Source organism: Mucilaginibacter defluvii (assembly GCF_039543225.1).
GTDB lineage: Bacteria > Bacteroidota > Bacteroidia > Sphingobacteriales > Sphingobacteriaceae > Mucilaginibacter > Mucilaginibacter defluvii.
On sequence record NZ_BAABJI010000002.1, the window covers coordinates 696,764 to 717,756 of the forward strand.

General features: G+C 43.7%; 19 protein-coding genes. 4 read left to right on the forward strand and 15 right to left on the reverse strand.

The features are described 5' to 3' along the window. Positions 1-183 precede the first annotated feature (183 nt). The 4 genes from ABD960_RS09305 to ABD960_RS09320 form a co-directional block, all read right to left on the reverse strand. Positions 184-3,075, reverse strand: a complete 2,892-nt coding sequence (locus ABD960_RS09305; RefSeq protein WP_345330877.1) for a hypothetical protein — start codon at positions 3,073-3,075, stop codon at positions 184-186. A 22-nt stretch (positions 3,076-3,097) separates the two neighbouring features. Continuing rightward, positions 3,098-6,883: an SIR2 family protein gene (locus ABD960_RS09310; RefSeq protein ID WP_345330878.1), complete on the reverse strand. Its 3,786-nt coding sequence runs from the start codon at positions 6,881-6,883 to the stop codon at positions 3,098-3,100. Between the two features lie 24 nt (positions 6,884-6,907). Beyond that, complete coding sequence (locus ABD960_RS09315; RefSeq protein WP_345330879.1) at positions 6,908-8,470, reverse strand: hypothetical protein; 1,563 nt, start codon at positions 8,468-8,470, stop codon at positions 6,908-6,910. Between the two features lie 732 nt (positions 8,471-9,202). Beyond that, positions 9,203-9,781: a glycosyl hydrolase gene (locus ABD960_RS09320; RefSeq protein WP_345332805.1), complete on the reverse strand. Its 579-nt coding sequence runs from the start codon at positions 9,779-9,781 to the stop codon at positions 9,203-9,205. Between ABD960_RS09320 and ABD960_RS09325 the strand changes: the two genes are divergently transcribed. Beyond that, on the forward strand, positions 9,766-10,197 hold the full coding sequence (locus tag ABD960_RS09325; protein ID WP_345330880.1) for a GNAT family N-acetyltransferase: 432 nt from the start codon (positions 9,766-9,768) through the stop codon (positions 10,195-10,197). The genes ABD960_RS09320 and ABD960_RS09325 overlap by 16 nt on opposite strands. Positions 10,198-10,381: 184 nt before the next feature. Here ABD960_RS09325 and ABD960_RS09330 read toward each other — a convergent pair whose 3' ends face one another. From ABD960_RS09330 to ABD960_RS09360, 7 genes are all read right to left on the reverse strand, one after another. Further along, complete coding sequence (locus ABD960_RS09330) at positions 10,382-11,362, reverse strand: YeiH family protein (RefSeq protein ID WP_345330881.1); 981 nt, start codon at positions 11,360-11,362, stop codon at positions 10,382-10,384. 110 nt (positions 11,363-11,472) lie between these two features. Further along, on the reverse strand, positions 11,473-12,372 hold the full coding sequence (locus ABD960_RS09335) for a LysR substrate-binding domain-containing protein (protein ID WP_345330882.1): 900 nt from the start codon (positions 12,370-12,372) through the stop codon (positions 11,473-11,475). A 110-nt stretch (positions 12,373-12,482) separates the two neighbouring features. After that, positions 12,483-13,238, reverse strand: a complete 756-nt coding sequence (locus ABD960_RS09340) for an SDR family NAD(P)-dependent oxidoreductase (protein ID WP_345330883.1) — start codon at positions 13,236-13,238, stop codon at positions 12,483-12,485. An 87-nt stretch (positions 13,239-13,325) separates the two neighbouring features. Beyond that, the gene (locus ABD960_RS09345) at positions 13,326-13,712 is read right to left on the reverse strand and encodes a hypothetical protein (RefSeq protein WP_345330884.1); all 387 of its coding nucleotides are present in this window, start codon (positions 13,710-13,712) and stop codon (positions 13,326-13,328) included. Positions 13,713-13,771: 59 nt separating this feature from the next. Further along, positions 13,772-14,248, reverse strand: a complete 477-nt coding sequence (locus tag ABD960_RS09350; protein WP_345330885.1) for an OsmC family protein — start codon at positions 14,246-14,248, stop codon at positions 13,772-13,774. A 229-nt stretch (positions 14,249-14,477) separates the two neighbouring features. Further along, positions 14,478-15,377, reverse strand: coding sequence for an AraC family transcriptional regulator (locus ABD960_RS09355; RefSeq protein ID WP_345330886.1), 900 nt, complete (start codon positions 15,375-15,377; stop codon positions 14,478-14,480). Between the two features lie 7 nt (positions 15,378-15,384). Further along, positions 15,385-15,771 (reverse strand): Fur family transcriptional regulator, encoded by a 387-nt coding sequence (locus ABD960_RS09360; RefSeq protein ID WP_345330887.1) that lies wholly within the window; start codon positions 15,769-15,771, stop codon positions 15,385-15,387. 50 nt (positions 15,772-15,821) lie between these two features. Between ABD960_RS09360 and ABD960_RS09365 the strand changes: the two genes are divergently transcribed. The 3 genes from ABD960_RS09365 (at position 15,822) to ABD960_RS09375 (ending at position 18,464) form a co-directional block, all read left to right on the forward strand. Further along, entirely contained in the window at positions 15,822-16,727 is a 906-nt protein-coding gene (locus tag ABD960_RS09365; RefSeq protein WP_345330888.1) for an NAD(P)/FAD-dependent oxidoreductase, read from the forward strand. Positions 16,728-16,824: 97 nt separating this feature from the next. Continuing rightward, positions 16,825-17,910 carry a flavin monoamine oxidase family protein gene (locus tag ABD960_RS09370; RefSeq protein ID WP_345330889.1) on the forward strand — a complete coding sequence of 362 codons (1,086 nt, stop codon included), beginning with the start codon at positions 16,825-16,827 and terminating at the stop codon, positions 17,908-17,910. Beyond that, on the forward strand, positions 17,907-18,464 hold the full coding sequence (locus ABD960_RS09375) for a thioredoxin family protein (RefSeq protein ID WP_345330890.1): 558 nt from the start codon (positions 17,907-17,909) through the stop codon (positions 18,462-18,464). The genes ABD960_RS09370 and ABD960_RS09375 overlap by 4 nt, the downstream gene beginning before the upstream one ends. Before the next feature lie 188 nt (positions 18,465-18,652). Here ABD960_RS09375 and ABD960_RS09380 read toward each other — a convergent pair whose 3' ends face one another. From ABD960_RS09380 to ABD960_RS09395, 4 genes are all read right to left on the reverse strand, one after another. Then, on the reverse strand, positions 18,653-19,720 hold the full coding sequence (locus tag ABD960_RS09380) for a DUF932 domain-containing protein (RefSeq protein ID WP_345330891.1): 1,068 nt from the start codon (positions 19,718-19,720) through the stop codon (positions 18,653-18,655). 4 nt (positions 19,721-19,724) lie between these two features. Next, complete coding sequence (locus ABD960_RS09385; protein WP_345330892.1) at positions 19,725-19,898, reverse strand: hypothetical protein; 174 nt, start codon at positions 19,896-19,898, stop codon at positions 19,725-19,727. Positions 19,899-19,902: 4 nt separating this feature from the next. Next, complete coding sequence (locus tag ABD960_RS09390; protein WP_345330893.1) at positions 19,903-20,031, reverse strand: hypothetical protein; 129 nt, start codon at positions 20,029-20,031, stop codon at positions 19,903-19,905. 63 nt (positions 20,032-20,094) lie between these two features. Further along, positions 20,095-20,712: a hypothetical protein gene (locus tag ABD960_RS09395; RefSeq protein WP_345330894.1), complete on the reverse strand. Its 618-nt coding sequence runs from the start codon at positions 20,710-20,712 to the stop codon at positions 20,095-20,097. Between the last annotated feature and the right edge of the window lie 281 nt (positions 20,713-20,993).

Sequence of the window (20,993 nt, forward strand, 5' to 3'; positions counted from 1 at the left end):
AAGTTATAATTATTTAATAATATAATCAATAACCGGAAGATTTCGTAAAACCATTAATTTCTTACTAATGTATTGAATCAGTTAAATCAAAGATTTGGTTTGCTTTAAGCTAATGATATTTGTAGCCGAGCTAATTGAAAAATTGATGATTATATTAAGTCGGGTTAAACTATTAAATATAAGTTATACAAAATATGCAAAATAATACTTGGCCAACTCTTTATTATATTTTTCTTTTAAAACATGCTCCAGTTTTATTCGAATCTTTTCGTGTCCTTTCAGCCTGTTCAATATATATGGGCTATTGGCGGCAAGCAACCAATAAGGGTCGAAAATAGCATAGTCAAATTGATACGGATTTGACAACCATTCTTCAAACGGGGAAAGCCTTGTCAATTGCCTTAGCCTTACGTCATTGAATTCCATATCCAGCACATAAGGAATCAGCAAAAAACTATAAGCCGTAGTATCGGCAAACTTAGGAAGACCATCTACAATGCCCAGATATCCTGAACCTTTTTGCCGCTCGACTAGCGCGGTTAAGTGATCCAAATAATGTTTCCGGTCAATTGGAAGCACTTTCTTTTTCAGTAACCGGTCATATAAATACTCATCAAAATCTTCATCGAGGGCATCTTCGAAAGCCTCTGTTAGCAATTGCCTCACTTGCGGGCCGGAATTTTGCCACAATGGTATAAGAGGTTTAAGATCAATGTGTCCATTACGTGACCGACAATTCAGGATAGCGCGTTTGATCAGGTGTTTATCATCAAATTTATAATCCGGGTAAAACTTTCCGAGACTCTTAGCGGCCTGCTGTATCAGGCTTTCATACTTGTTAGTTTGCCCTTCACGATGGTGTTCTAAAGCGAAGTAAAGCAAGTCGAGCAAGCGCTCCCGGCCAAACAAATGTCCTTTTGTCTGTAAAAGCAAGCCCAGTTGCTCGATATCCCACCAGGCAAGCCTCCCATCAACCTTGATAAATCCGATTAATGCGGTTGCCACCGGTCTGAATTGGTCTTCCGTCGGTTCAAGACAACGTAAGATCGTGCACAGGTTACTGAATATATCGGTGTATTTGTCGCAAAAAAGAAAATTGACGAGCTGTTTTTCGATGAGCTCATCAATGTGCGGGTCACCAAAAAGATTATTTTTAAAGTAAGAACTAAAGAACGCTGCTGCCCGGGCAATCATCGTTTCCGTATCTTCGGCCGGTAAATCCAGCGTTTTTATCCCGCACAGCATTTCCTGTAATCTCTTCGGTTCGACAAGCAGGATAGCTTCTGTTAGCGCAAAACTGTTGAACGAACTGATACCATGGTTTGGAGTTCGATAGCTAACGAGCATACCTTTAAAAACATCCGCAGACAGGTCGCGGTAAATTGTGTATGCATCATATATCAAATAGTTTCTCTGTGTATGGGCATACACGTGTCGATAGACCCAAAGTAGTTGGCGTGCATAATTCGGAACAGCATGATAAACTGTGCCTTTAGCTAAAGCGCGCCGGACCGTTTTTATTTCTTTGGATAAACCTCGCACTTTTTTGATGGCATCTTCTATGACCTTGTTTTCTTTGATTTCCAGCATTACTTTCCGAACCTCGTCATTTATAAACAGGTCCAACTCATCGCTGATCACCCTGTCCAGATCGACGGATCGTGCATAGTGCCTGTTACCTTGATATTCTTCGTCTGTAAAAAAAAGGTTGTGCAGATACAACAGGTTATACTTGGCCAAAAAATATTCGAATAGCCGTTTATCGTCTCCTTTAGCATCAGCTTCTATTTCCCTGTAAATTTTAAACGCTTTTTGATAGTTATCCGTGCCCAGCAGATAATGACCATAAGCCAATTCCAGCCTATTTGCCTTCGGCTCGTCTTCCATCTGCGCTACCTTGCGGATCAGTCTCTTAAAATCAAGTGAATGATAAATACAAAGCAAACAATTACAGTCTTTCTTGGTCTGCCGGCTAAGCTGCAAGGTAACGCTATTTTTATCGTTCAAGGCCATGATACTCCGGTAACTGAAACCAATAACACCCTTGTTTTTTACCTTTTCGGCTTCGAGATCGGCAAGTGCCGAAAAGTGCGTGACCTGCGCATCGTAAAGTTTATCAAGTACATACTCGATCTTTTTCTTATATTCGATAACGACTGCTTCTTTCAACATTGCCTCATAGTCCGTAGTAATGTTTACCTCGCCGTTGCTTACTTCAACAGCATTAAGCAAATCATATATAGCCGGGTTCAATGTAAACAGGTGCCCATCGGTGTAATGCCAGACATGTTCATCCAGTATATTGAACGGTTTCATATTCGCAATCCGTCTAGGGTCGATATAAGATAACTGGTCAAATCTTTTTAAGCACTGATATAATTGGTCGACAATGTGTTGTTTGTAACGTTCTTTTCCTGTTGATGCCTTACGAACAAGTCGGTATAGTCCATCAGTAGCCGAGACCCCTCCGGTGAAAAAGCGATCCCGGTGAAACAGATAGAGCAGCTCCCTAAGTGTATCTTCATTGATCAGTTCATTAAGCAAAAAGCGCTGGTATCGCGTTTGGTCGTTTGCCCGGTAAAAACGAATCTCTTTTATGTTTGTTACAACAACCCACTGACAGTTGCCCCCGGTTTTTGAACCATATAGCATAGCCTGTTCCACCGGTGTTATCTTTTGCTGACGATCCTGTTGCGGTCCATCCAATTCAGTTTTTGTATTTTTTAATTCGATGACCAGCCGCACCTCTCTCGCTATACCACTATCAGTGATGTAAAAAAGCCCTAAAGCCCCATCCGATTTCGTACCATCCGTTAAGGACTTGACCTCCTCATCGAATAACCATTTATCTGTATTTTTATAGCTAAAACCTAAGACATTGCCAAAAAACTCCATTAAAAAGCGGGATTTCAACGCCTCCTCTTTCATGTAATCGAATTTTTTGTTGTTCAAAGATCCGATGAGATTGGTAATTGTCTCACGGATAGTATCAATATTGACGACCGATGAAAGTTCAAAAGAAGCGAGACGATCGCTGAGAAATTCGTTTGTGAACAAAGGGTTATAAACCGGCATGGTACCAAGATAAGGATTTGAATCAGCGCATAAGTAACTGCTGAACATTATTGAAGTCAGATAATTTGGCTTTCAAAAGCCATTCCTCTACAACTGCGTGCTCCGTCCCCCATTTTTGTAATTGCAGCGCCATCATCACCAGGCGTTCCTGAACATAAGGTACGTCCACATTGTCCGGCATTTTATCAAGGTATTTTTCCAGCAAAAGGATATACCAGGGCGCAAATAATTCAAACTGCTTTTGTAGCATGGTATTACTGCCCCAGTGTGCCAGATAATTCAACGATGCTTCCAGCCCTGGTTGCTGCTGCAGTAAGGCTTTGTTAATAATGATGATGATATGTTGCGGATCAAACTGACCTGCTTGCAACGCTCGGCTTACTTCGCTAAGCGCCCAAATGACCGCTGAACTATCTGCGCTGAGCAAGCCTTCGGTAAGCGATTTATATTCGCGCTGCTCATCAAAAAGAGCTGAAGCCAGCTGCATTACCTCTGCATAGTCGGCTTTACCTCCTAGCTTATGCCGGTGCAGTCTCATAAATGCGATCATATCTTCGAGTACATTAGCGAAGGAGTTAAATACCAGCGGCCTGTCTCCTACATTTTTAATGAGTCGAAGGCTATCTTTGATCTTTTTGTACAGCAAGTCTAAATCACCTGCAGTCCAGGTGATACCTTTTGCATTTTCAGGGCCTTTTGTCAATGCACTAACATCGATACTTTCTATTCCGCCAGATATGGTAGTTCCTTCGATGCCGGTGTACCATAGCGCGTAATGGGACAAAAGCGCCTGACGGATACGTTTCATAAGGTTTCGCTCCGGCTTCACGAAATGTAAAATGATCCGCCAAACCCGCACATTGCGTACCGTGCTGTAGTCTACTAGTTGTAAAGCGGCGCTGATCTTGCTATGCTGCTCCGGTGTCAGTAATCGGTATAAATTTCCAAGTGCAAATAAATGGCTGTCCACCTTAGCCGTTAATTCATCTATTAGCACCTCAATTAGTTCATGGAGTTGCTGTCCAACCTGTTTTTTGTTACGCAAATGTTTATAAAACGCATTCGAGTTCAAGTAAAATAAATAGTCTATCGGAATTTTGGATTTGCCTGACAAAATGTGTTCAAGACAGTCGCGAATGATAACTACAAAAGAATCTCGGTTGCGCAGATGCTTTATAGCGGTAGTAAAGAAGGCATTTTCTGCGCGATCCCGTTCCTTAAAGGCTTCACCGCTTAATACCAATGCTTTCCACAGGTCTAAAAATGAGTTCTCCCAAAATGCGGGTTTGACAGCGATCAGCAACTCGGAAAGCACATAGCGGATATGATCATGTAAATAGACAGGCGCGGTCTTTAACGCAGCAAAAAGGGTTTGACAAAGCCGTGGACGCTGCTCACGCAATATTTCGCTGGCCGCATAATCCTGACCGATCCTTTTTAAAAAGTCCGTATCCTGGTGTTGTATGCAGTGATATAGGCAAGGAAATGGATAACGTTCGAAGGACAATTTAAAAACCGGGTAAAAATCCTTAGGACTTTGAAGGTAAACGCCTCTCAAAGCCATTTGGTTACCCAGTTCAGCTAATAGCCCCAGATATTGTGAGGACATCTCCTGCGCCGTAAAGGTGATGAAATGGACTGAGCTTCCGGTAGAGAAGCGTCCTTTGCCATAAGGCGTTATTTTTTCGTCTTTGGGGACAATTTCACTTTGCAAATATTTGTAATTGGCCCTAAGCGGTCGAAAGCCGCTTTGTTCATACGCTTCAGTGATCCTGTCCAATTTCTTATCCCGATGCCAGTTCCTGGTAAGCTTGAAATGGGAAAGCATTTCATAGGCATACAACCGTTCCTCGCCGTTGATCCGGTCACCGTTCTCCAATTCTTCCGTCAACAACGCTGACGCAGCACCCAAATCAAAGACGGCCATAAAACCAGCTTTTTGCAGGACTTGCCGGCCCTGAGGTTGCCATGCGTCCAACGCAGATCGCAACTTGTCGAACTGTAATGTGTATGCCAAATACAATACCTGCTCATATTCTGGCCCGTCGTGCAGAACCGCAATGCCTGTAAGCGCGTCATACCGGTACAAAAGTTGCTTTGTGCCCGGCGCCGTAGCGGGTTGCCGTAGCAGCGCATCAATAACTTCTTGCGGAAGCACTTCTCGTATGGGAACAAAATAGTCCTGCAGCGCGTAAAGCACCAGCCGGCTAAGTTGTTCAATTTCCGGCGTATCTTCTGGCTCGGACGGCCACTTGCTGCGCGCGTACCTCAGCACTTCATGCTGATTTCGGCTATAAGCGTGGTTAATGTCGGGTAGTAGCACCTTGCCACGTAATTTTTCCAGTTTACTGACGGTCTTTTTGATTGACGCTATTTCAAAGCCGAACGAAGAGTCTTTAAAATGCAGGTCAGTCCAAGCCCGCCTGCGGTCTTGCTCAGCCGAAAGATCTTTGAGAGGAACGATGGGACGTATATCGTAATCACCGGATAAATAGGCCAGGAAATAACCTATTGCTGCTCGCGGATCTACGCTATCCGTGTCTGTACCAGGCGGTGCGATAAACTTTAGTATCTCAGGCTCCCGGATAGGTATCCGGATAATACTGTGATTTTCATAAAACAGCCGTTTATCCACAGTGTCAGGAGTATTGTTGACGTCGATGAGGTATATCTTATATTCACGCTGACCTTCCGGTTTAGCGGCCTGCTTTTGCAGGATATCCCGGACCCAGCCAATCCATGCAAGAAAATTGGGGTCTACGCCAGAAAAACCGATCAGGCAGAATGACTCCTGCAGCAGCGAAAGGCGCATGAGTTGTGTAAAAGCCTCATGTTTCACCGGGTAATCGTTATAGTGTTCTGCCGCGATAATATATTGTGTTTTAAAATCGCCATCGAATTCGAAATAATGCGACTCTTTTTGGGCTTTGGTGCGCAGTGAGCCGTGTAACTTTACAATATTCCGGTTTCGTTTGAGTTTTAAATCTGCTGCGTGTGTGACTACACGGTAACTTTCGTTGACCGACCGTTCCAAGTCGCGAACCTGTTTCTCTTTCTCCTCTTTTCGTGTGCCAAGTTCCTGCAGTCTATGGCCTAAGTCGAACCGCTCTTGCGAAACATTGCGTTTCGGGTTTTCACGGGTGTGCGCGTCCACCAGAATCGCAGCGGCACTATTCTCTGCTCCTTCATCATTTTTAAGTGCTTCAAGCGCTTTTCGAACCAAGATGATCTCTTTGTCAACATCATCAAGTTCACGCTCCACCATCATTATTTTATGCTGCAATTCCGGAATGATGTCAGGGTCAATACAAACATCCAGCAACTCATCGTAATTGGTCGTGTAGATATTGTTCCATGGCAAATTGATGATCTCAAGGTGTAAAGCCAGCTGTTCCCTGGGCAACATCTTCGTCGCCCCACGGCTTAACAAATACAATTCGTCGTGCTTTTTTATGATTTGCGGTGTCCGTTCTTCAATATACCCCGCTATCGATTCAGCGTAACCCTTTATTGAAATGAACTTTGATACAACCTGCAGGTATCCTTCAGCTCGCAAAATTGCTTTAGCTTTATCCCGAACAAACTCCTGACGCAATAGACGGCGGTACCGCGGTGTATGGAGACAATGCTGGTCAAATGCCACGCCAATCTCGTCTTTATATAACTCACATACCAGGTCATGCAGTAACTCGTCCCAGGTTAAAAATAATGGGCTAACATTTTTACTGAAGCCGGAACCAACTAATAGCGAAAGCTGATCGCCCGCCAGCTTCCGGCGAAGTGTAGTGAGATTTTTTATATAAGACATTCAGAAGTAAATAATTTTGGGCTCTTAAAACTCGCCTAAACCAAAATTCTCAATAAATCGCTTTTCTCTTTCGATATCATTTTCGAAATATCCAATTTCTCTTTTAGCAAAATCTTTCACTTCATCAACCGGATGGGTCAGCAATGATTCAGCTAATCTTTTACGGCGCTCAAATATTGGCATAGCGCTGCCGACCGATGAAAATGTATGTAAACGTGACGATAATTCGCTGAGTAGACGTTCATCCGCTCCGTAAAAATTCAGCAAGCTAATGATTATCGGAGTCAAGGTGACATTACCCTCTTCATCGCTACGCTCGAATTCTACAAATGCAGCCAAACGGCGGGGACCCTCTGGTTTATTTTCCTGTGCCCACTGCAGTAATTTTTCTTCGTCGTATCGCCGGAATGATTTTAACACTTCGATGAGTTGATCAGCGATTTGTATATCACCTTCAAGCAAGTAGTGTCCAAGGATCGGCCACACCGTATCCCATTGATACTCCAGCAAATTAACCAGAAGGTTCTCGATCAAACTTTCCGAACGAAAAAAATGAGATGAAAATGTTTGTACAGCGCCTTCCGCGAGGTATGCAGAAAGTACGCTGTCGTTATCTTCCTTAACCAGCCGAAGTGCAATCGTCTCATAGGTATGCTTGATGAGCACACCTGCATCGAATGAGATGATATTTGCGCCGGACACAAGTTCACGGACGATAGCTTTAAGCTCATGCCAACGTTCTTCATTTCGGTAAAGGGCCAAGTGTATGGTGTCCAAAGCCTGCCAATACCCCTGTTCTCCGAGCTTCACCAGCCAACGGATATAGGATTCAAACTCATTTAACGGTAAAGCTTCAGCATGGATGTACTGTAAATTCTGAATTGTTTCCGGAGATCTTAACAGTACGTTTTCATATTTGAGGAGATCTGTCAACATAACTTTCAAGTACCGGCCGGCACGTACCGCGTGCCTTTCGGTATTATGGTGTTGCAGAAGCAGGTCAATGGTTTCCCGTATGAATGTATCATCTGCAGTGCCTGCTAAAAAACCAAGAACGAACGCTGGATTTTGTTTTTGTTCTTCAATATCAGCAAGGGACTGAACGACAGCTTTGATAAAATCAATGCTTGGGCCGGATATTCGTCCGATTTCTTCACCAAAATTATATGTTTGCCGCTGCTCGCCCGATTGCAGTATGGTAAGTGCATTTTCAGAAACAAGCGTATTTAAATTTATTTCCCGCGCGAATCGTCTTGCTTTTTCCTCTGACTTATCTTGATAGCCATTGTTTGTTTTTACAAGTTCGTATGGCGCCATAATCACGTAAAGCGATAGCTGTTCCATGGGGCTTTTCCCGTCATGCTCGGACAAAATTGCACTGATTCGCTCAATATCCTCTTCCGCTACCGGCCATCTGTTCGATGCTAAGTTAACAAACTCTTGTCTGAGCTCCTGATCAATCTTTCCTTGAACCTTGATAAGTTCCGACACGGCTGTATAAATCGCTTCTTTGTTTCCGTGAAGAAATTGATCTCTGAATTTGCGGATCAGTATCTCGCCGGCTTGCTGTGCTGTTTCCTTACTCATGTAATTTTATCCTCAAAACCCTTGACTATATCTAGCTGGCAAAGCTTAATGGCGGCGGCCTCTTTCAGTGCTCTGCCAATAAAATTTTCATTGATATCTTTGTCAATATCGGACTGATAAGAATAGAATATTTTGTACTTCAAGTGAATAGTGATGGTTTAGAGTTTGAACGCAAATCGAAAGTACTGAAACTGTTTGGTTCTGTCAACAGTGTTTTATCATTCAAAAGATGCACAACAAGCGGTTTCAGTACTATAGGTAAAATTAAACTAGGATCGTTTTATTTGATTGCAACGTAAAGTGTTTCGCGCTTTACGTTTTGTAAATGTTAATTCTAAGCTCCAGGCAGCGATAAGCCGCGCAGGAAGGCAGTTGTTATCTTGTAATGTTACGAACAATTTGCGTCCTTTTATGAAGTATCATGTATAAACATCAATGGGTCTGAAACGGCCTTCGTATCCAAACTGTACTTACAACGTCACTTAATTAACATAGCCTCGGAAGGTGGAATTTGTGCAAGTAACGATCCTCATCATTGAGAATAACCTGCTAAATGATTAAAAAGCGACTACAATTACAAACAGTGATAATTAATTTTTTGAGTGATAGCATATTAAACTTTATACTAGTAGCTACTAACAACTGCAGACTTCAACTTACTTCCATAAAAAAAAGCAGAACGCACATAAAGTACGCCCTGCTTCATTAATTGCAATAAAAGATTTAAACGTTTTAGTCTCTTAGGTTAGGCATCTCATCTAACGTAATTACGTAGGTACTTTCGAACGTCTTCTTCCATAATTCAACCGAATTCCAGGTTGTACCGATTGTATAGTCGCCCGACCAAATCTGAAACCACGACCAACCCGCGTTTTCACGCTCGAGTATCTCCGGGTCCGGGATGGATCCGGCCTCGGTATAGGCGACCATTTTCTTGCCGCCATATTGAGCGTATATACGATTGTATTCGGCAACCTGCGAACCGTGGTCTCCCGTCTTGTACATGTCCCTACCAATGATGTCAACATATTCATCACCGGGATACCAATCGTTGTCTCCCGGCTCAGTAGTGTACACCCAAATTAAGTTTTTTAAACCGTGGTGGTTAACCATACGATCGAACATAACTTGATATAGTTTTTTGTACACAGCACCACCTTTTGCACCCCACCAGAATGATTGATTAGCGGCTTCATGAATGGGTCGCCAAATTACGGGAATATGCTGGTCCTGTAGTTGTTTTAACTGGCCTGAGACGTAGTCAATATCACTTATCATTGCAGCGTATTCCGCAGATGAAGGGTCATCGATCTTGCTGGCGTCAAAACCGGTTGCGTTCGCATAGAACTCCTCGGTTTGACTTCTATGAGTTTTTAGAACACTACAATCCCGAAAAAGACAAGATTTGGCTCGCTACATACAACGAAAAGATCATCGGCTGCATTGCAATCTTATCAAAACCGAACAATGAGGCGCAACTCAGGTGGTTTCTGGTTCATCCGGTATTTAGAGGCACTGGTGTAGGCAAGCATCTTTTTACAAAAGCGATTGCGCACTGCCAAGAGCAACAGTTAAAAAATGTTTATCTTTTAACTACTGATGAACAACATAAGGCGATCACTATGTATAAAAAAGCGGGATTCCAGCTCACGGCTTCTATGAAGTTGAAGCAATGGGGAAAAACGATGAGTGAAGAACGTTACGATCTTGATCTTACTAAGTCTTAAACGGGCGTGCGATAGTTGGTCTAACTTGCCTTCAGCTAAAATGGCTAACACTTCCTTATTTGGTGCCATAGCGATCTTTCATTTTTTCCCCTCACGGCCAGTGATGCGAACCTTTGCTTGATTTATTTTATTTTAAACAGCAAGCGTTGCTTTACATGCTCTGTAGTTTCATTTAAAGAATTTCTTAAGCTAAGTGAGTAACGACATACAATGCCCCCACGGAGATCAATATCCATAATAGTACACCCTGCAACAGCGGTCTGACCCCTACAGAAGCAAGCACATTTCTAGATAAGCCTGCACCAATCAAAAACAAGGTCGACGAAAGCCCAGCCTTTGCCGCCATTACTAAATATGGACTAATCATTCTTACGAACGGTGTATAAGTACTAGTTACTGTAGCCAGTAAAAAAAGTCCGATAAAATATGGAATATTGATCTTGCCTGATCGGTTCTTGAAAATTACGGTTGATATAAAAGCTACCGGAATGATCCAAAGTGCACGGGCCAGCTTCACAGTTGTTGCTACTTCCAGCGCATGTGCGCCGTATTTGCTGGCCGCCCCGACGACTGAACTTGTATCGTGTATAGCAATTGCACACCATAAGCCAAACTGGGTTTGCGACAAGTGAAGTGCATGTCCAACTAACGGAAATAGAAACAGCGCCAGCGAGTTCAATATGAACACACAACCTAAGGCCACCGAAATTTGCTTCTCTTCAGCTTTGATAACCGGTGAGATGGCCGCAATAGCACTTCCACCACATATAGCTGTTCCGCAAGAGATTAGGTACGCGGTTTTCTTTTCAATGTGCAGCCATTGACCCATCAGGTAGCCAATTATAAACGTGAAGAAGATAGAAACAACGGTGAACATAAAACCTTGTTTACCAGCCATTATCGCGCTATGTAGGTTCATTCCAAAACCAAGGCCAACTACAGAAAATTGAAGTAAAATATGCGTCGCTTTATAATTGTAACTTAAAAAAGGATGCCCTGTAACCTGTGCTATTGCCAGTCCTAAAAACAAAGCGGCAGTCGGACTGATAAGTGGCGTTAAGCATAACAATAGACAAAATGCAAAAATCGCTTTTTGGTTAGTATGACTTAAATTGGGAAACAGACTCTTAGGAGAATGTTGCGGTGTTGAAGATGGCGTATTCATATCTTTTATCTGAATACGCCAAAGATCTCTTATCTCAGGAGCGGATTTTTATCACAAATCGCGATGATAGATAACAACAAGTTATCATTAAAGCAGACATATACTTTATTTCACAAATGACTGCTATGCATACTGGCAAAACGCTTGAAAAGCTCCGCCAAAGAGGAAAGCTGACCATGCGGCTGAATGAAGTAAAAAGGTCGTTCAATGGCTAAACCTTTTATATCTATAATTCGGAACTCATTGTGTCGCAATTCTTTTAAAATGGAGTGCACAGATAAAAATGCAAAGCAATCACTACCGTTCAGGTAAGATTTAATGCTTTCCGTTCCACCTAACTGCATCTCGATTTTAAGATTGGCTAAGCGGATATTAAACGGTTTCAAGGCATGAACTATTACCTCTAACGTTCCGGAACCTGGTTCACGCAATAACAGAGGCAGCGACATCAATTCTTCCGGTTTTGACAATTCTTCTCTGATTGTTTTGTTGACATTACTACAAACCAGCACCAATTCGTCATGAAGGTATTCGTCATAACGCAGCTGCGGATTACGATGGATGCCTTCTACAATGCCCAAGTCAATTTGCTTATCTATTAATGCCTGTTCAATCTGCTCTGTGTTACCGGTGACCAAATGAATTTCTACATCATTAAACTTTTTACGGAACTGCGCCAGTACCTGAGGAATGATATACTGGGCAATTGTGTTGCTGCCACCTATACGAAGCACTCCGCTATACCGCTGAACCAATTGGTTTATATCAAACTCCAGTTCGTTATGAACAGCTATTAGCTTTTCTGCATATCTTAAAAGTATCTCACCAGCAGGGGTCAAATGGATGCGCCTGTTTCCGCTGCGTTCCAATAAAGTAGTTTTGTAATGAGCTTCCAATTCGTGGATATGTTTTGTCACCGCTGGCTGTGTAATGAACAATTCGTTTGCTGCCTTTGTAAAATTCAATCTTTTGGCGACTGTAAAAAATACTTTTAATCTGAAATCAAACATGCTGGGTAAAGCTATCCATTTCCTGTATTATTAAGACCTCAAAAAAATGGGGCTTACCAGCCCCATCATCGTATGCTATTTATCAAACAATTCTAAAGAAATAGAATTTGTTAATTCCTTCCAGCCATTACGCCACCATCAATATCCCATACAGCGCCGGTTACCCAGCTGGTATCATCTGAAAGCAGGTAAGCAATCGTTTCGGCAATATCCTCAGCGGTACCAACGCGACCTATTGGATGAAAGCCATTGAAATCTTGTAGAGCCGTCTCGATCTTGTCCTTGTCAATAAAGGAACCGTAAATCGGCGTTACCACGACCGCCGGTGAAACTGCGTTAACACGGATGTTATGATCGGCCAGTTCCATAGCCAGGTGCTGGGTCAGGCTGTGCAGACCCGCTTTGGCCATGGAATAAGCAGATGAAGGTGTAGCTTTGATCGCTTGTTTAGCCCACATGGAACCAACATTAACGATTGATCCGCCACCATTATTTTTCATGACCTGGGCCGCAGCTTGGGTGATAAAGAAAAAGGCTTTATTGAAGTTATGATAGATGTCATAATCTGCTTCCGTATGCTCCAGGAAAGTTTTAGGTTTAAAGTAACCGGCTGCGTTCACCAGGTATTTTAATTGGGGCAGCTCTTTACCCAGCTTTTCGCTGAATGACCTCACCTGGTTCATATCCGACAGGTCAACTAAATAGGTTTGTACCTTACCGCCGGCCGCATTTAACTCTTCGGCCGTTTTAATTAGGTTATTTTCATCTCTCGCAACAATTGCAACTTCGATACCTTTTTCTATTAGTGCTTTTGCGGTGGCTTTTCCCATACCAGTAGAACCGCCTATGATCAATGCTTGTGACATATTCTTTTTTATTAAATTTTTACGTTAACTGAAGTAACAGGAATGCTTGATGACAGCGTTCCTGCCTGTGAATTTTTAATCTTCCTGTTAAGCTACTGTGTAGATCCTAACCTCCGGAGTAGCTTTCAAGTACGGTTTTAGCTCGACCACCACATCATTGGTAAATAGTTCGCTTGACAGGTAGGCGCTGGCCTGATCCGCCGATTCGAAACCGTGCAGCACCTGTACATCCTCGTCGCGGATCAATAATTCCTTGGAGGATGCGCCCTCGATACGTTCCAGAAAGGGGGCTTTGTACTTGGTGTAGATACCGGCGGCGTTTGCGCGGTCGGCGTTATCGATCTGTAAAGTGATCTCTAAAAATGCTTTTGCCATGTTTTTTAAATTTTGATTTTTTGTTGATACAAATTTCCGTTTTGCACCAAAGGTGAACAAGGGAGATATTGGAGGAAGTATGGTAGATTTCTGTTGCATGCGATGGACGTTCCTCCAAACCATTACTGATTTAGTAATCGGCTTCTCCTTCAATGCGCTTACACTTCTTGCTGTTCTATTCCGAGATGCCTATTGATCGATATACGGACCGGATCAGAAATGGTACGGTAGCCCGGCGATACTTTTTGGACGTGGGCAATGATTTCATCATACTGTTCAGTGGTACCGCGGCCGGCTACCTCGAAATTGAACTGCAACTCTTCGAATCCCACCGAAACGTTAGGATCAAGGTCCAGGAAGCCCCTAAGGTCTAACGCACCTTTGATTGTTAATTTAACGCTTTCCAGTTGGATGCCTTTAGCGGTAGCGCCAGCTACGAATCCGACCATCATGCAACCGGCCATACCGCCCAATAAATAATCCTGCGGGTTAGGATAACGATTGTCACCCAGCAAAGCTTCCGGCTCACCGATAGAATAGGTGAATTGTTTGGCCGCTGGTTTTGAACCGATATTTTTGGGGTGAGTAGTGATCTCTGTTTCTACGCCACCCTTCCAGTTGGCTGTGACCCCCAATGTAAGTTGAGCTTCGTTCGGATCTTGCCCGATAACGTCTATGTAACTCTTTAATGCTTCTAAATTCAGACCGTTCAACATATGCTTTATAATTTTTTACAAAGCTATGGAGCAGTTACAAGCGGCAAAATGGACAAATCCGCAATTAGATTGTACTTATGGGTATACTTAAAAGATGTTCCTGCCGTCCGGGTCGGGAGGTGCCGGGATAGAATAATAAATGGGGGGATCAGGCAATTGATCTCCGGAATTCCAGTGGCGACATGCCGCTATGCTTTTTAAAGAACTTCACAAAATAGGACGGGTCCTCAAAGCCAAGGTCGTAGCCGATCTGATTAACATTTAAAGGCAAGTGTACCAGCATGCGCTGCGCCTCTAAGATGATGCGTTCCTGAATGATCTGCGAGGGGCTTTTACCCAGAAACTGATTTGTTAGGTCTGCGAGTGTCCGGGCCGAAACTAGCATGAGTTCTGCATAAGCCGCTACAGTAAGCCCATCCTTATAATGTTGTTCCACCATATCGGTAAAGCGCAGCAACTGGATCTTTTTGTCATCAACTTTCAATACAGACAGATCGACCGTTTTTTCGAATGTACTTTTACGGCGCTGGACCTGAATAAGAAAAGCTTTCAGGTAACTCCGCAGCAGTTCGTCTTGACCGAAGCCTGGCTCACCGCTTAGTTCCAGCTTCATCAAGCGGATGTAATCATCCAAAAGGACATTGATTTGGCTGGCTACACAGCATGAGGGCAGCTGGTAAGGATTGTTGAACAGGTTCTGCTTGACCATAAAGGCAACATCACCATCGTTACCCATTAGAAAGGGTTCATTGAAATGTATGAGTATCCCGGTATAATTGCTACCGGTATCGAAGTAATGCACCTGGTTCTTTGCAATAAAAAAAACAGAATTATCAACTACCTCATATTCCTTGAAATCAACAAAATGCTTCCCGCTTCCGGTCTTGAACCAAATGATCTGGTAAAAACTGTGGATGTGTGCCTTGCTGGCATTTGCGCCGTGCTTTTCCAGATAGTCGCCTAATTCAAAGATGGCAAACTGCGATTTATCTGGCTGGTTCTTATGCAGGTGAAACTCAGTTAAGGTAAGATTATTTTTTTCTGCCATAGCTCTTTTATTTTTGAACAGCGCATGCTTTACATACGCCGCTAAGTATACAGTTTACATCTTCTACTTCATAGCCTTCCGGTACTGTAAAGTGTACAGAATTAGGTAAGCATTCTATTGTTTTACAACAATTGCAACGGAAATGAAAATGATGTCGCACCTGATCTGTGTCTTTGCATTTGATACACAATGCAAAATACTGCTTGCCGCCTTCCGCTATGATCTTATGCAATGTTCCGTCTTCACAAAATCGGTTGAGTACCCGGTAAATGGTCGCACGGTCGATGTCCACTTGGATCTGCTGCTCTATGGCATCCTTGCTCATGGCCTTCCCAGTATTCTTGAGGACCTCAAGTACCGCTTCCTTTGTTGGTGTACTTCGCCTTTTGATCATCTTATTGCGATTAAGTTGCAATAATAAATAGATTATTTAGCTTTGCTGTCATGGAAGCACAAGATTTTAAAGTAATTGTTGTCGGCGGAAGCTATTCAGGCCTATCAGCGGCGATGACCCTGGGCAGATCTTTAAGGAAAACACTGGTTATTGACAGCGCAAAGCCTTGCAACCATTTTACGCCTCATTCCCATAATTTTCTAACACAGGATGGTATGACACCGCAGCAAATTGCAAAGATCGCCAAAGAACAGGTCGAGAAGTATGCTTCCGTAACGTTTATAAGTGATGAAGCGATCAAAGCCGAACGTTTGGAAAATACTTTTATAATCGAGACTAAATCCGGCCAGGTGTATAAGACAGCTAAACTGGTCTTTTCAACAGGCATTAAAGATATTATGCCGGACATTAAAGGCTTTGTAGAGTGCTGGGGCAAATCGGTCATTCACTGCCCTTACTGCCATGGATACGAGTACAGGGATCAGAAAACGGCCATTTGGGTAAACGAAGAGAACGCTTTTCATCTGGCTCCGCTTATTCGTAATCTCACCCAGAAGGTTACCGTACTGACCAACGGGGCCGTCCGGTTCACAACGGAGGAAAGGTCCAAATTCAACAAAAATGGCATCCGTATCGAAGAAGGTAAGATAGCCGAACTGGAACATTCAAATGGTCAGTTGCGAACTATCTTATTTCAGGATGCCCGTAAAGAAAGTTTCGATGCACTTTACACCCAATTACCTTTTGAACAGCATTGCGGCATTCCTTCGGCGTTAGGCTGTGAATATACGGACAAGGGCTATCTTAAAACAGACATGTTTTTTAAAACTACCGTTGAGGGCGTATACGCCTGTGGCGATAATACCAGCCCGTTCCGCGCCGTTTCAAATGCTGTAGCCAACGGCAATTTTGCCGGAGCGACCATCAACCGGGAATTAGCCAGCGAGCAATTTTAAAATTAAAATACCAGGCTTTACAGTTCACTGGGGATAATTACCATCAAAACTCCATTTAATACAATAAATCTTTATTTTAAATCAGCAATTTCGCCTGATGAATGTTGAGGATAAAATTATTATTATCGGCGGCGGTTTAAGCGGTCTGCTGCTGGCCTACCAGTTAGAGAAGTTAAACGTCAGGTCACTTTTCTTAGAAGCATCGAATCGCCTAGGCGGAAGGATACAGACTTTAACAGGTGTCCATGGAACACCTCTGGAATTGGGTGCAACCTGGTTCTCCGATATGCATCCGAATCTCCTGGCGTTGATCGGTGATCTGGGATTGACTAAATTTCCTCAATATTCTAAAGGTGTCTCTTTATTTCAGACCAAATCTTTTGAGCCGGCCCAGCAATTTTATGTTTCGGGGGCAGAAACGCCTTCTTACCGGCTAAGTGGCGGAACACAGCAGCTGATAGATACACTCGCAGTCAGGCTGAAGAGTACAGAGATCATACTGAATGCTAATGCCGACCGCATCACCGAGGCGGGCACTCACGTCGATGTCATGACCAGCGAAGGCCAAACTTATAAAGGTCTGGTTGCGGTCGTTTGCCTGCCACCGCAGCTGGCAGCCTCCCAAATAAAGTTTGAGCCGATATTACCGGATGCGGTGAATAAAGTATTGCCAGCAGTACAAACGTGGATGGCGGGATCAGTAAAATTTACCCTGGAATATGGCGAACCTTTTTGGCGCAATAAAGGCTTTTCGGGCATGCTTTACAGCCATGCAGGAGTAGTCGTAGAAATGTATGATCATACCAATATAGAGGAGACGCTTTTTGGGTTTACTGGTTTTTTGAATGGCGGCGCAGCAAACTATGATCTTGAAGTAAGAAAAGAGTTCGTCTTACGTCAGCTGACCGATCTGTTCGGTGCGGAGGCTGCTAGTCCACTAACTTACCAGGACAAGGTATGGAATGATAAGTACCTGTTGTCCGGCAACCCCATCATTGAGCGACCGCACCAGTTCAACGGCCACCATTTGTTACAGCAAGCCTACCTGAATCAAAAACTGTTGTTTTGCGGTACGGAGACTTCGCCTATTTGCGGCGGGTATATGGAAGGGGCTGTCATTTCCGCCACAAGGGTTGCAGAGCAGATTCGCACTTTTTTGAACCACACACCGCACCGGGCATGACGTACGAACAATACCATGCTTTATTCGGTCGCATTTTAAGCGATCCTTCGCTGTCCCATCCCTACGACAACGAAGCTTACCTGGAATATACCAAGCTAAACAGTTCCCGAATGCGTCGCCGGGATAAACAGTTATCGCTCGATAAACATTTGATGACGTTGTTACAGCGCTTGGAATTACCGCAGCATTGGATCATTATTACAGAGCCGTGGTGCGGCGATGCAGCCCATATACTTCCGTTTCTGATCCGGATGACCACACAAAATCCGCTGATCACCTATGATATTCAGTTACGTGATAGTAGTCCTTTCCTGATCGATTCCTATCTGACTGAAGGGGCGAAAAGCATCCCGAAACTGATCGTGCGGAACATGGCAGGAGAAGACTTGTTCAACTGGGGACCGCGCCCGAAGCCAGCTCAGAAACTGCTAAAATCCTTAACAGTTGCAAGCGTCGATCCAAAGATCGCCTTACAGAACTGGTATAATCAGAATAAAGGCGTTTCGATCAATGTGGAGATCACGCAGCTGTTCCAGCAATTGAACATTCGGTAATATTATTTAAAAGACTGCAAATTAATACTAATATTTAATGATGATATTTAAGTCATCATGGATTAACCGCCCCCTGTTTTTACTAAAATCATTAATAATACGAAAACAGGGGGCGTCCTAAAATGGGCGGGCGATAGCCCGCCGTCCGGCAATTTTTAAGCAAGGGGGATTGTTCCCCCTTGTCTAGTTCAATTGTACGTCAATGCTTCTTGGCCATGAGTGGCAAAGTCCCGGCATAGATCAAAGGCGGTTTGCGCCCTTTGTTTGGCAGTACCGTCCATGATAGATTTGAATTTAGCCTCCTCGTTCTTAAAACTGCGTACATTTTGAAAATAGCCTGTTACGGCATTGTATGCACCAAACACTGTTCCCGCGGTCGTATCGATCTGCTGGGTCGGACTGGCTAAAGCATATTCATACACGCCGTCTACAATGTTCGTGTATTGCGTCGAAAGCTGGTCAAACTTGCCTTCGGCTAAATGGTCTAATACTTCTTTATTAGGTGCCATAGCGATCTGTATCAGTTTTTTCACTTCACTGTCAGTAATGCGGACTTTTGCCCACCGGTTAAACAAGCCTTCCATTTCATTGCTCAACTCACGGCTGATGCCCATGAGCGTATGCGCTTGCTTCAATCGCTCGGCAGCAGACGCGGTATGCCGTATCTTAATTGCTCCTGAATGGTTGCGCATGGCAGCATTAAGCGTGTTGTTACATACAATTCTAATTGGCGTAAATGCTGCGGTAATACTGCCTAACCCGTCGTGCGAAGTGGTTAAAAACAGGTATTGCTCTATCCAGTCCTTCACACCAACACGGATATAATCAGGCAGTTTGGCGGTAATAAAAACCCGTTCGCCGTTTCCTAATGCGCCTGCGGTCTCATACAGGATACCATTGCCTCCGCCGACAATTGCGTCAAAGAAGGAAAACGCCTCACGGTTTTGTACTACTTCATAGTCATTGCCAACAACCCCTAAAACCTGCTCGGTATCTGCCCGTACGGTGGCAAAGAAATTAGGTACTGCTATTTCAGGGATAATGATATCGTCGCTGCTTTCGCCCCAATGGTTGGCAGTATCATAAGTAAATAAAGGACGTTTCTCTACAATGTAGTCCAAACCTGCGTGCTGTATCGCTTCACTACTGGTCGGGTAACGATCAATGATTTGCCCTAATCCGTGCCAGGCTTTTTCCTTTACACTCATAAAACTGTGTTTGCCTGTATTGCTGTTGAAATTGATCTGATGTGCCATGATATTAGTTTTTAGAGGTTCTTGTGTTTAATGGGATGATCTCGGTACGCAGCACCTTGACGTTTTCGGTGCCGGTAACTGCTACGTCGCTATTTTGCAATTCTGCTATCGCGTCGTGTATGTTGGGGTGCGTGGTCTCGATGGTCACTTTCACCAATAAAAAAATTTTGTCTTCCATCGCCTTAATATTGATAGGTGTTCAAAAAATCGCGGAGTTCCATTTGAAACTGTGCTGGGTTTTCCTGCGCCAGCTGTTCGGCATAACCTTCCCAAAAAATCTGGTCGGTCAGTTCTATAAATTGCTCGTACATGGGAGTTGCTGTTTTAATGAAGTTTGAAAATGCCCCCGGCTAAACACCGGGAGCAATACTTGTTCAGGCGTTCGGAAAAATAATGTTCGCCTCAATGTCGGCCAGTTTTTCATGGCAGGCGTCAAAAATGAATTGTGCCACCATGCGGATAAGGTTAGGCGTGTTGGTTACGAATTCACGGCGTTTATCATCCTGAATAATGAATTTGCAGCCTTGGTACGGGTTGCTTTCCAGTTCGTCGTTCTCTTCCTGCAATTGCACCTCAAAATCTTCTAAGGTCTTGATACGGGCGATCAAGGCTAAACGCTGAATAGATAAGCGGTGCAGGTCATTCACCGACTTAAGCGTTTGTTCTAAGTTGAGCGCAAACTTTTTGGGCTCAAATTTTACCTCTTCGGTTTTGGCGGTTTCGGGTTGTTGTTCTCCGTCCAATCCTTGTCCAGTTGTATAGGGCACAACGTTAGCGGGTTGGTTATCCACTGTAGCGGTGCCACTGGTCGCAGCCTGGGCAGGCGCAGCTTCCGCAGCTTGTGTATTTTCGGCGGGCTTTTCATCGGTAGTGTTCCCATGCTCTTTGGCTTCTTTGCCTGTTAGACTTGGGCGGTTTTGAGTTTTGTTAGTTTCGTTCGCTTTTGCTGCTGCACCTTGTACACCATTTGCATTTTTTTCTGCTGTTTTCATCTTAAAAGATTTTAAAGGGTTAAAAAAATTGTTTTCGCTTCCCTCCTTTCCCGAAGACTTCCCTTAAAAAGCTATTTTTCAAAAGAAAAAACGGTAAAAAAGAAAGTCAAAAAAGCGGTCGTAAGCCAGAGCGGGAGAACTATAGGTCCCGAAGGGTGGCCGCAGCGAAGCGAAGGACATTATGCGTTCGTACGTGAAGGCTGACCGAGATTGGAGAATACGGTAGCATTGACCACTTGGCTCGAAAAAGGATAACCATGTATTCCGAAACACTTTGACGA

Excerpts from the sequence above, each read along its gene's own strand:
- ABD960_RS09335 (WP_345330882.1), bottom strand. The coding sequence starts at position 12,372 with ATGTTTGATTTCAGATTAAAAGTATTTTTTACAGTCGCCAAAAGATTG.
- ABD960_RS09370 (WP_345330889.1), top strand. The coding sequence starts at position 16,825 with ATGAATGTTGAGGATAAAATTATTATTATCGGCGGCGGTTTAAGCGGT.
- ABD960_RS09345 (WP_345330884.1), bottom strand. The coding sequence starts at position 13,712 with ATGCAACAGAAATCTACCATACTTCCTCCAATATCTCCCTTGTTCACC.
- ABD960_RS09315 (WP_345330879.1), bottom strand. The coding sequence starts at position 8,470 with ATGAGTAAGGAAACAGCACAGCAAGCCGGCGAGATACTGATCCGCAAA.
- ABD960_RS09395 (WP_345330894.1), bottom strand. The coding sequence starts at position 20,712 with ATGAAAACAGCAGAAAAAAATGCAAATGGTGTACAAGGTGCAGCAGCA.
- ABD960_RS09355 (WP_345330886.1), bottom strand. The coding sequence starts at position 15,377 with ATGGCAGAAAAAAATAATCTTACCTTAACTGAGTTTCACCTGCATAAG.
- ABD960_RS09390 (WP_345330893.1), bottom strand. The coding sequence starts at position 20,031 with ATGTACGAGCAATTTATAGAACTGACCGACCAGATTTTTTGGGAAGGT.
- ABD960_RS09375 (WP_345330890.1), top strand. The coding sequence starts at position 17,907 with ATGACGTACGAACAATACCATGCTTTATTCGGTCGCATTTTAAGCGAT.
- ABD960_RS09325 (WP_345330880.1), top strand. The coding sequence starts at position 9,766 with ATGAAGGGTCATCGATCTTGCTGGCGTCAAAACCGGTTGCGTTCGCAT.
- ABD960_RS09310 (WP_345330878.1), bottom strand. The coding sequence starts at position 6,883 with ATGTCTTATATAAAAAATCTCACTACACTTCGCCGGAAGCTGGCGGGC.
- ABD960_RS09385 (WP_345330892.1), bottom strand. The coding sequence starts at position 19,898 with ATGGAAGACAAAATTTTTTTATTGGTGAAAGTGACCATCGAGACCACG.
- ABD960_RS09380 (WP_345330891.1), bottom strand. The coding sequence starts at position 19,720 with ATGGCACATCAGATCAATTTCAACAGCAATACAGGCAAACACAGTTTT.
- ABD960_RS09330 (WP_345330881.1), bottom strand. The coding sequence starts at position 11,362 with ATGAATACGCCATCTTCAACACCGCAACATTCTCCTAAGAGTCTGTTT.
- ABD960_RS09340 (WP_345330883.1), bottom strand. The coding sequence starts at position 13,238 with ATGTCACAAGCATTGATCATAGGCGGTTCTACTGGTATGGGAAAAGCC.
- ABD960_RS09360 (WP_345330887.1), bottom strand. The coding sequence starts at position 15,771 with ATGATCAAAAGGCGAAGTACACCAACAAAGGAAGCGGTACTTGAGGTC.
- ABD960_RS09365 (WP_345330888.1), top strand. The coding sequence starts at position 15,822 with ATGGAAGCACAAGATTTTAAAGTAATTGTTGTCGGCGGAAGCTATTCA.
- ABD960_RS09305 (WP_345330877.1), bottom strand. The coding sequence starts at position 3,075 with ATGCCGGTTTATAACCCTTTGTTCACAAACGAATTTCTCAGCGATCGT.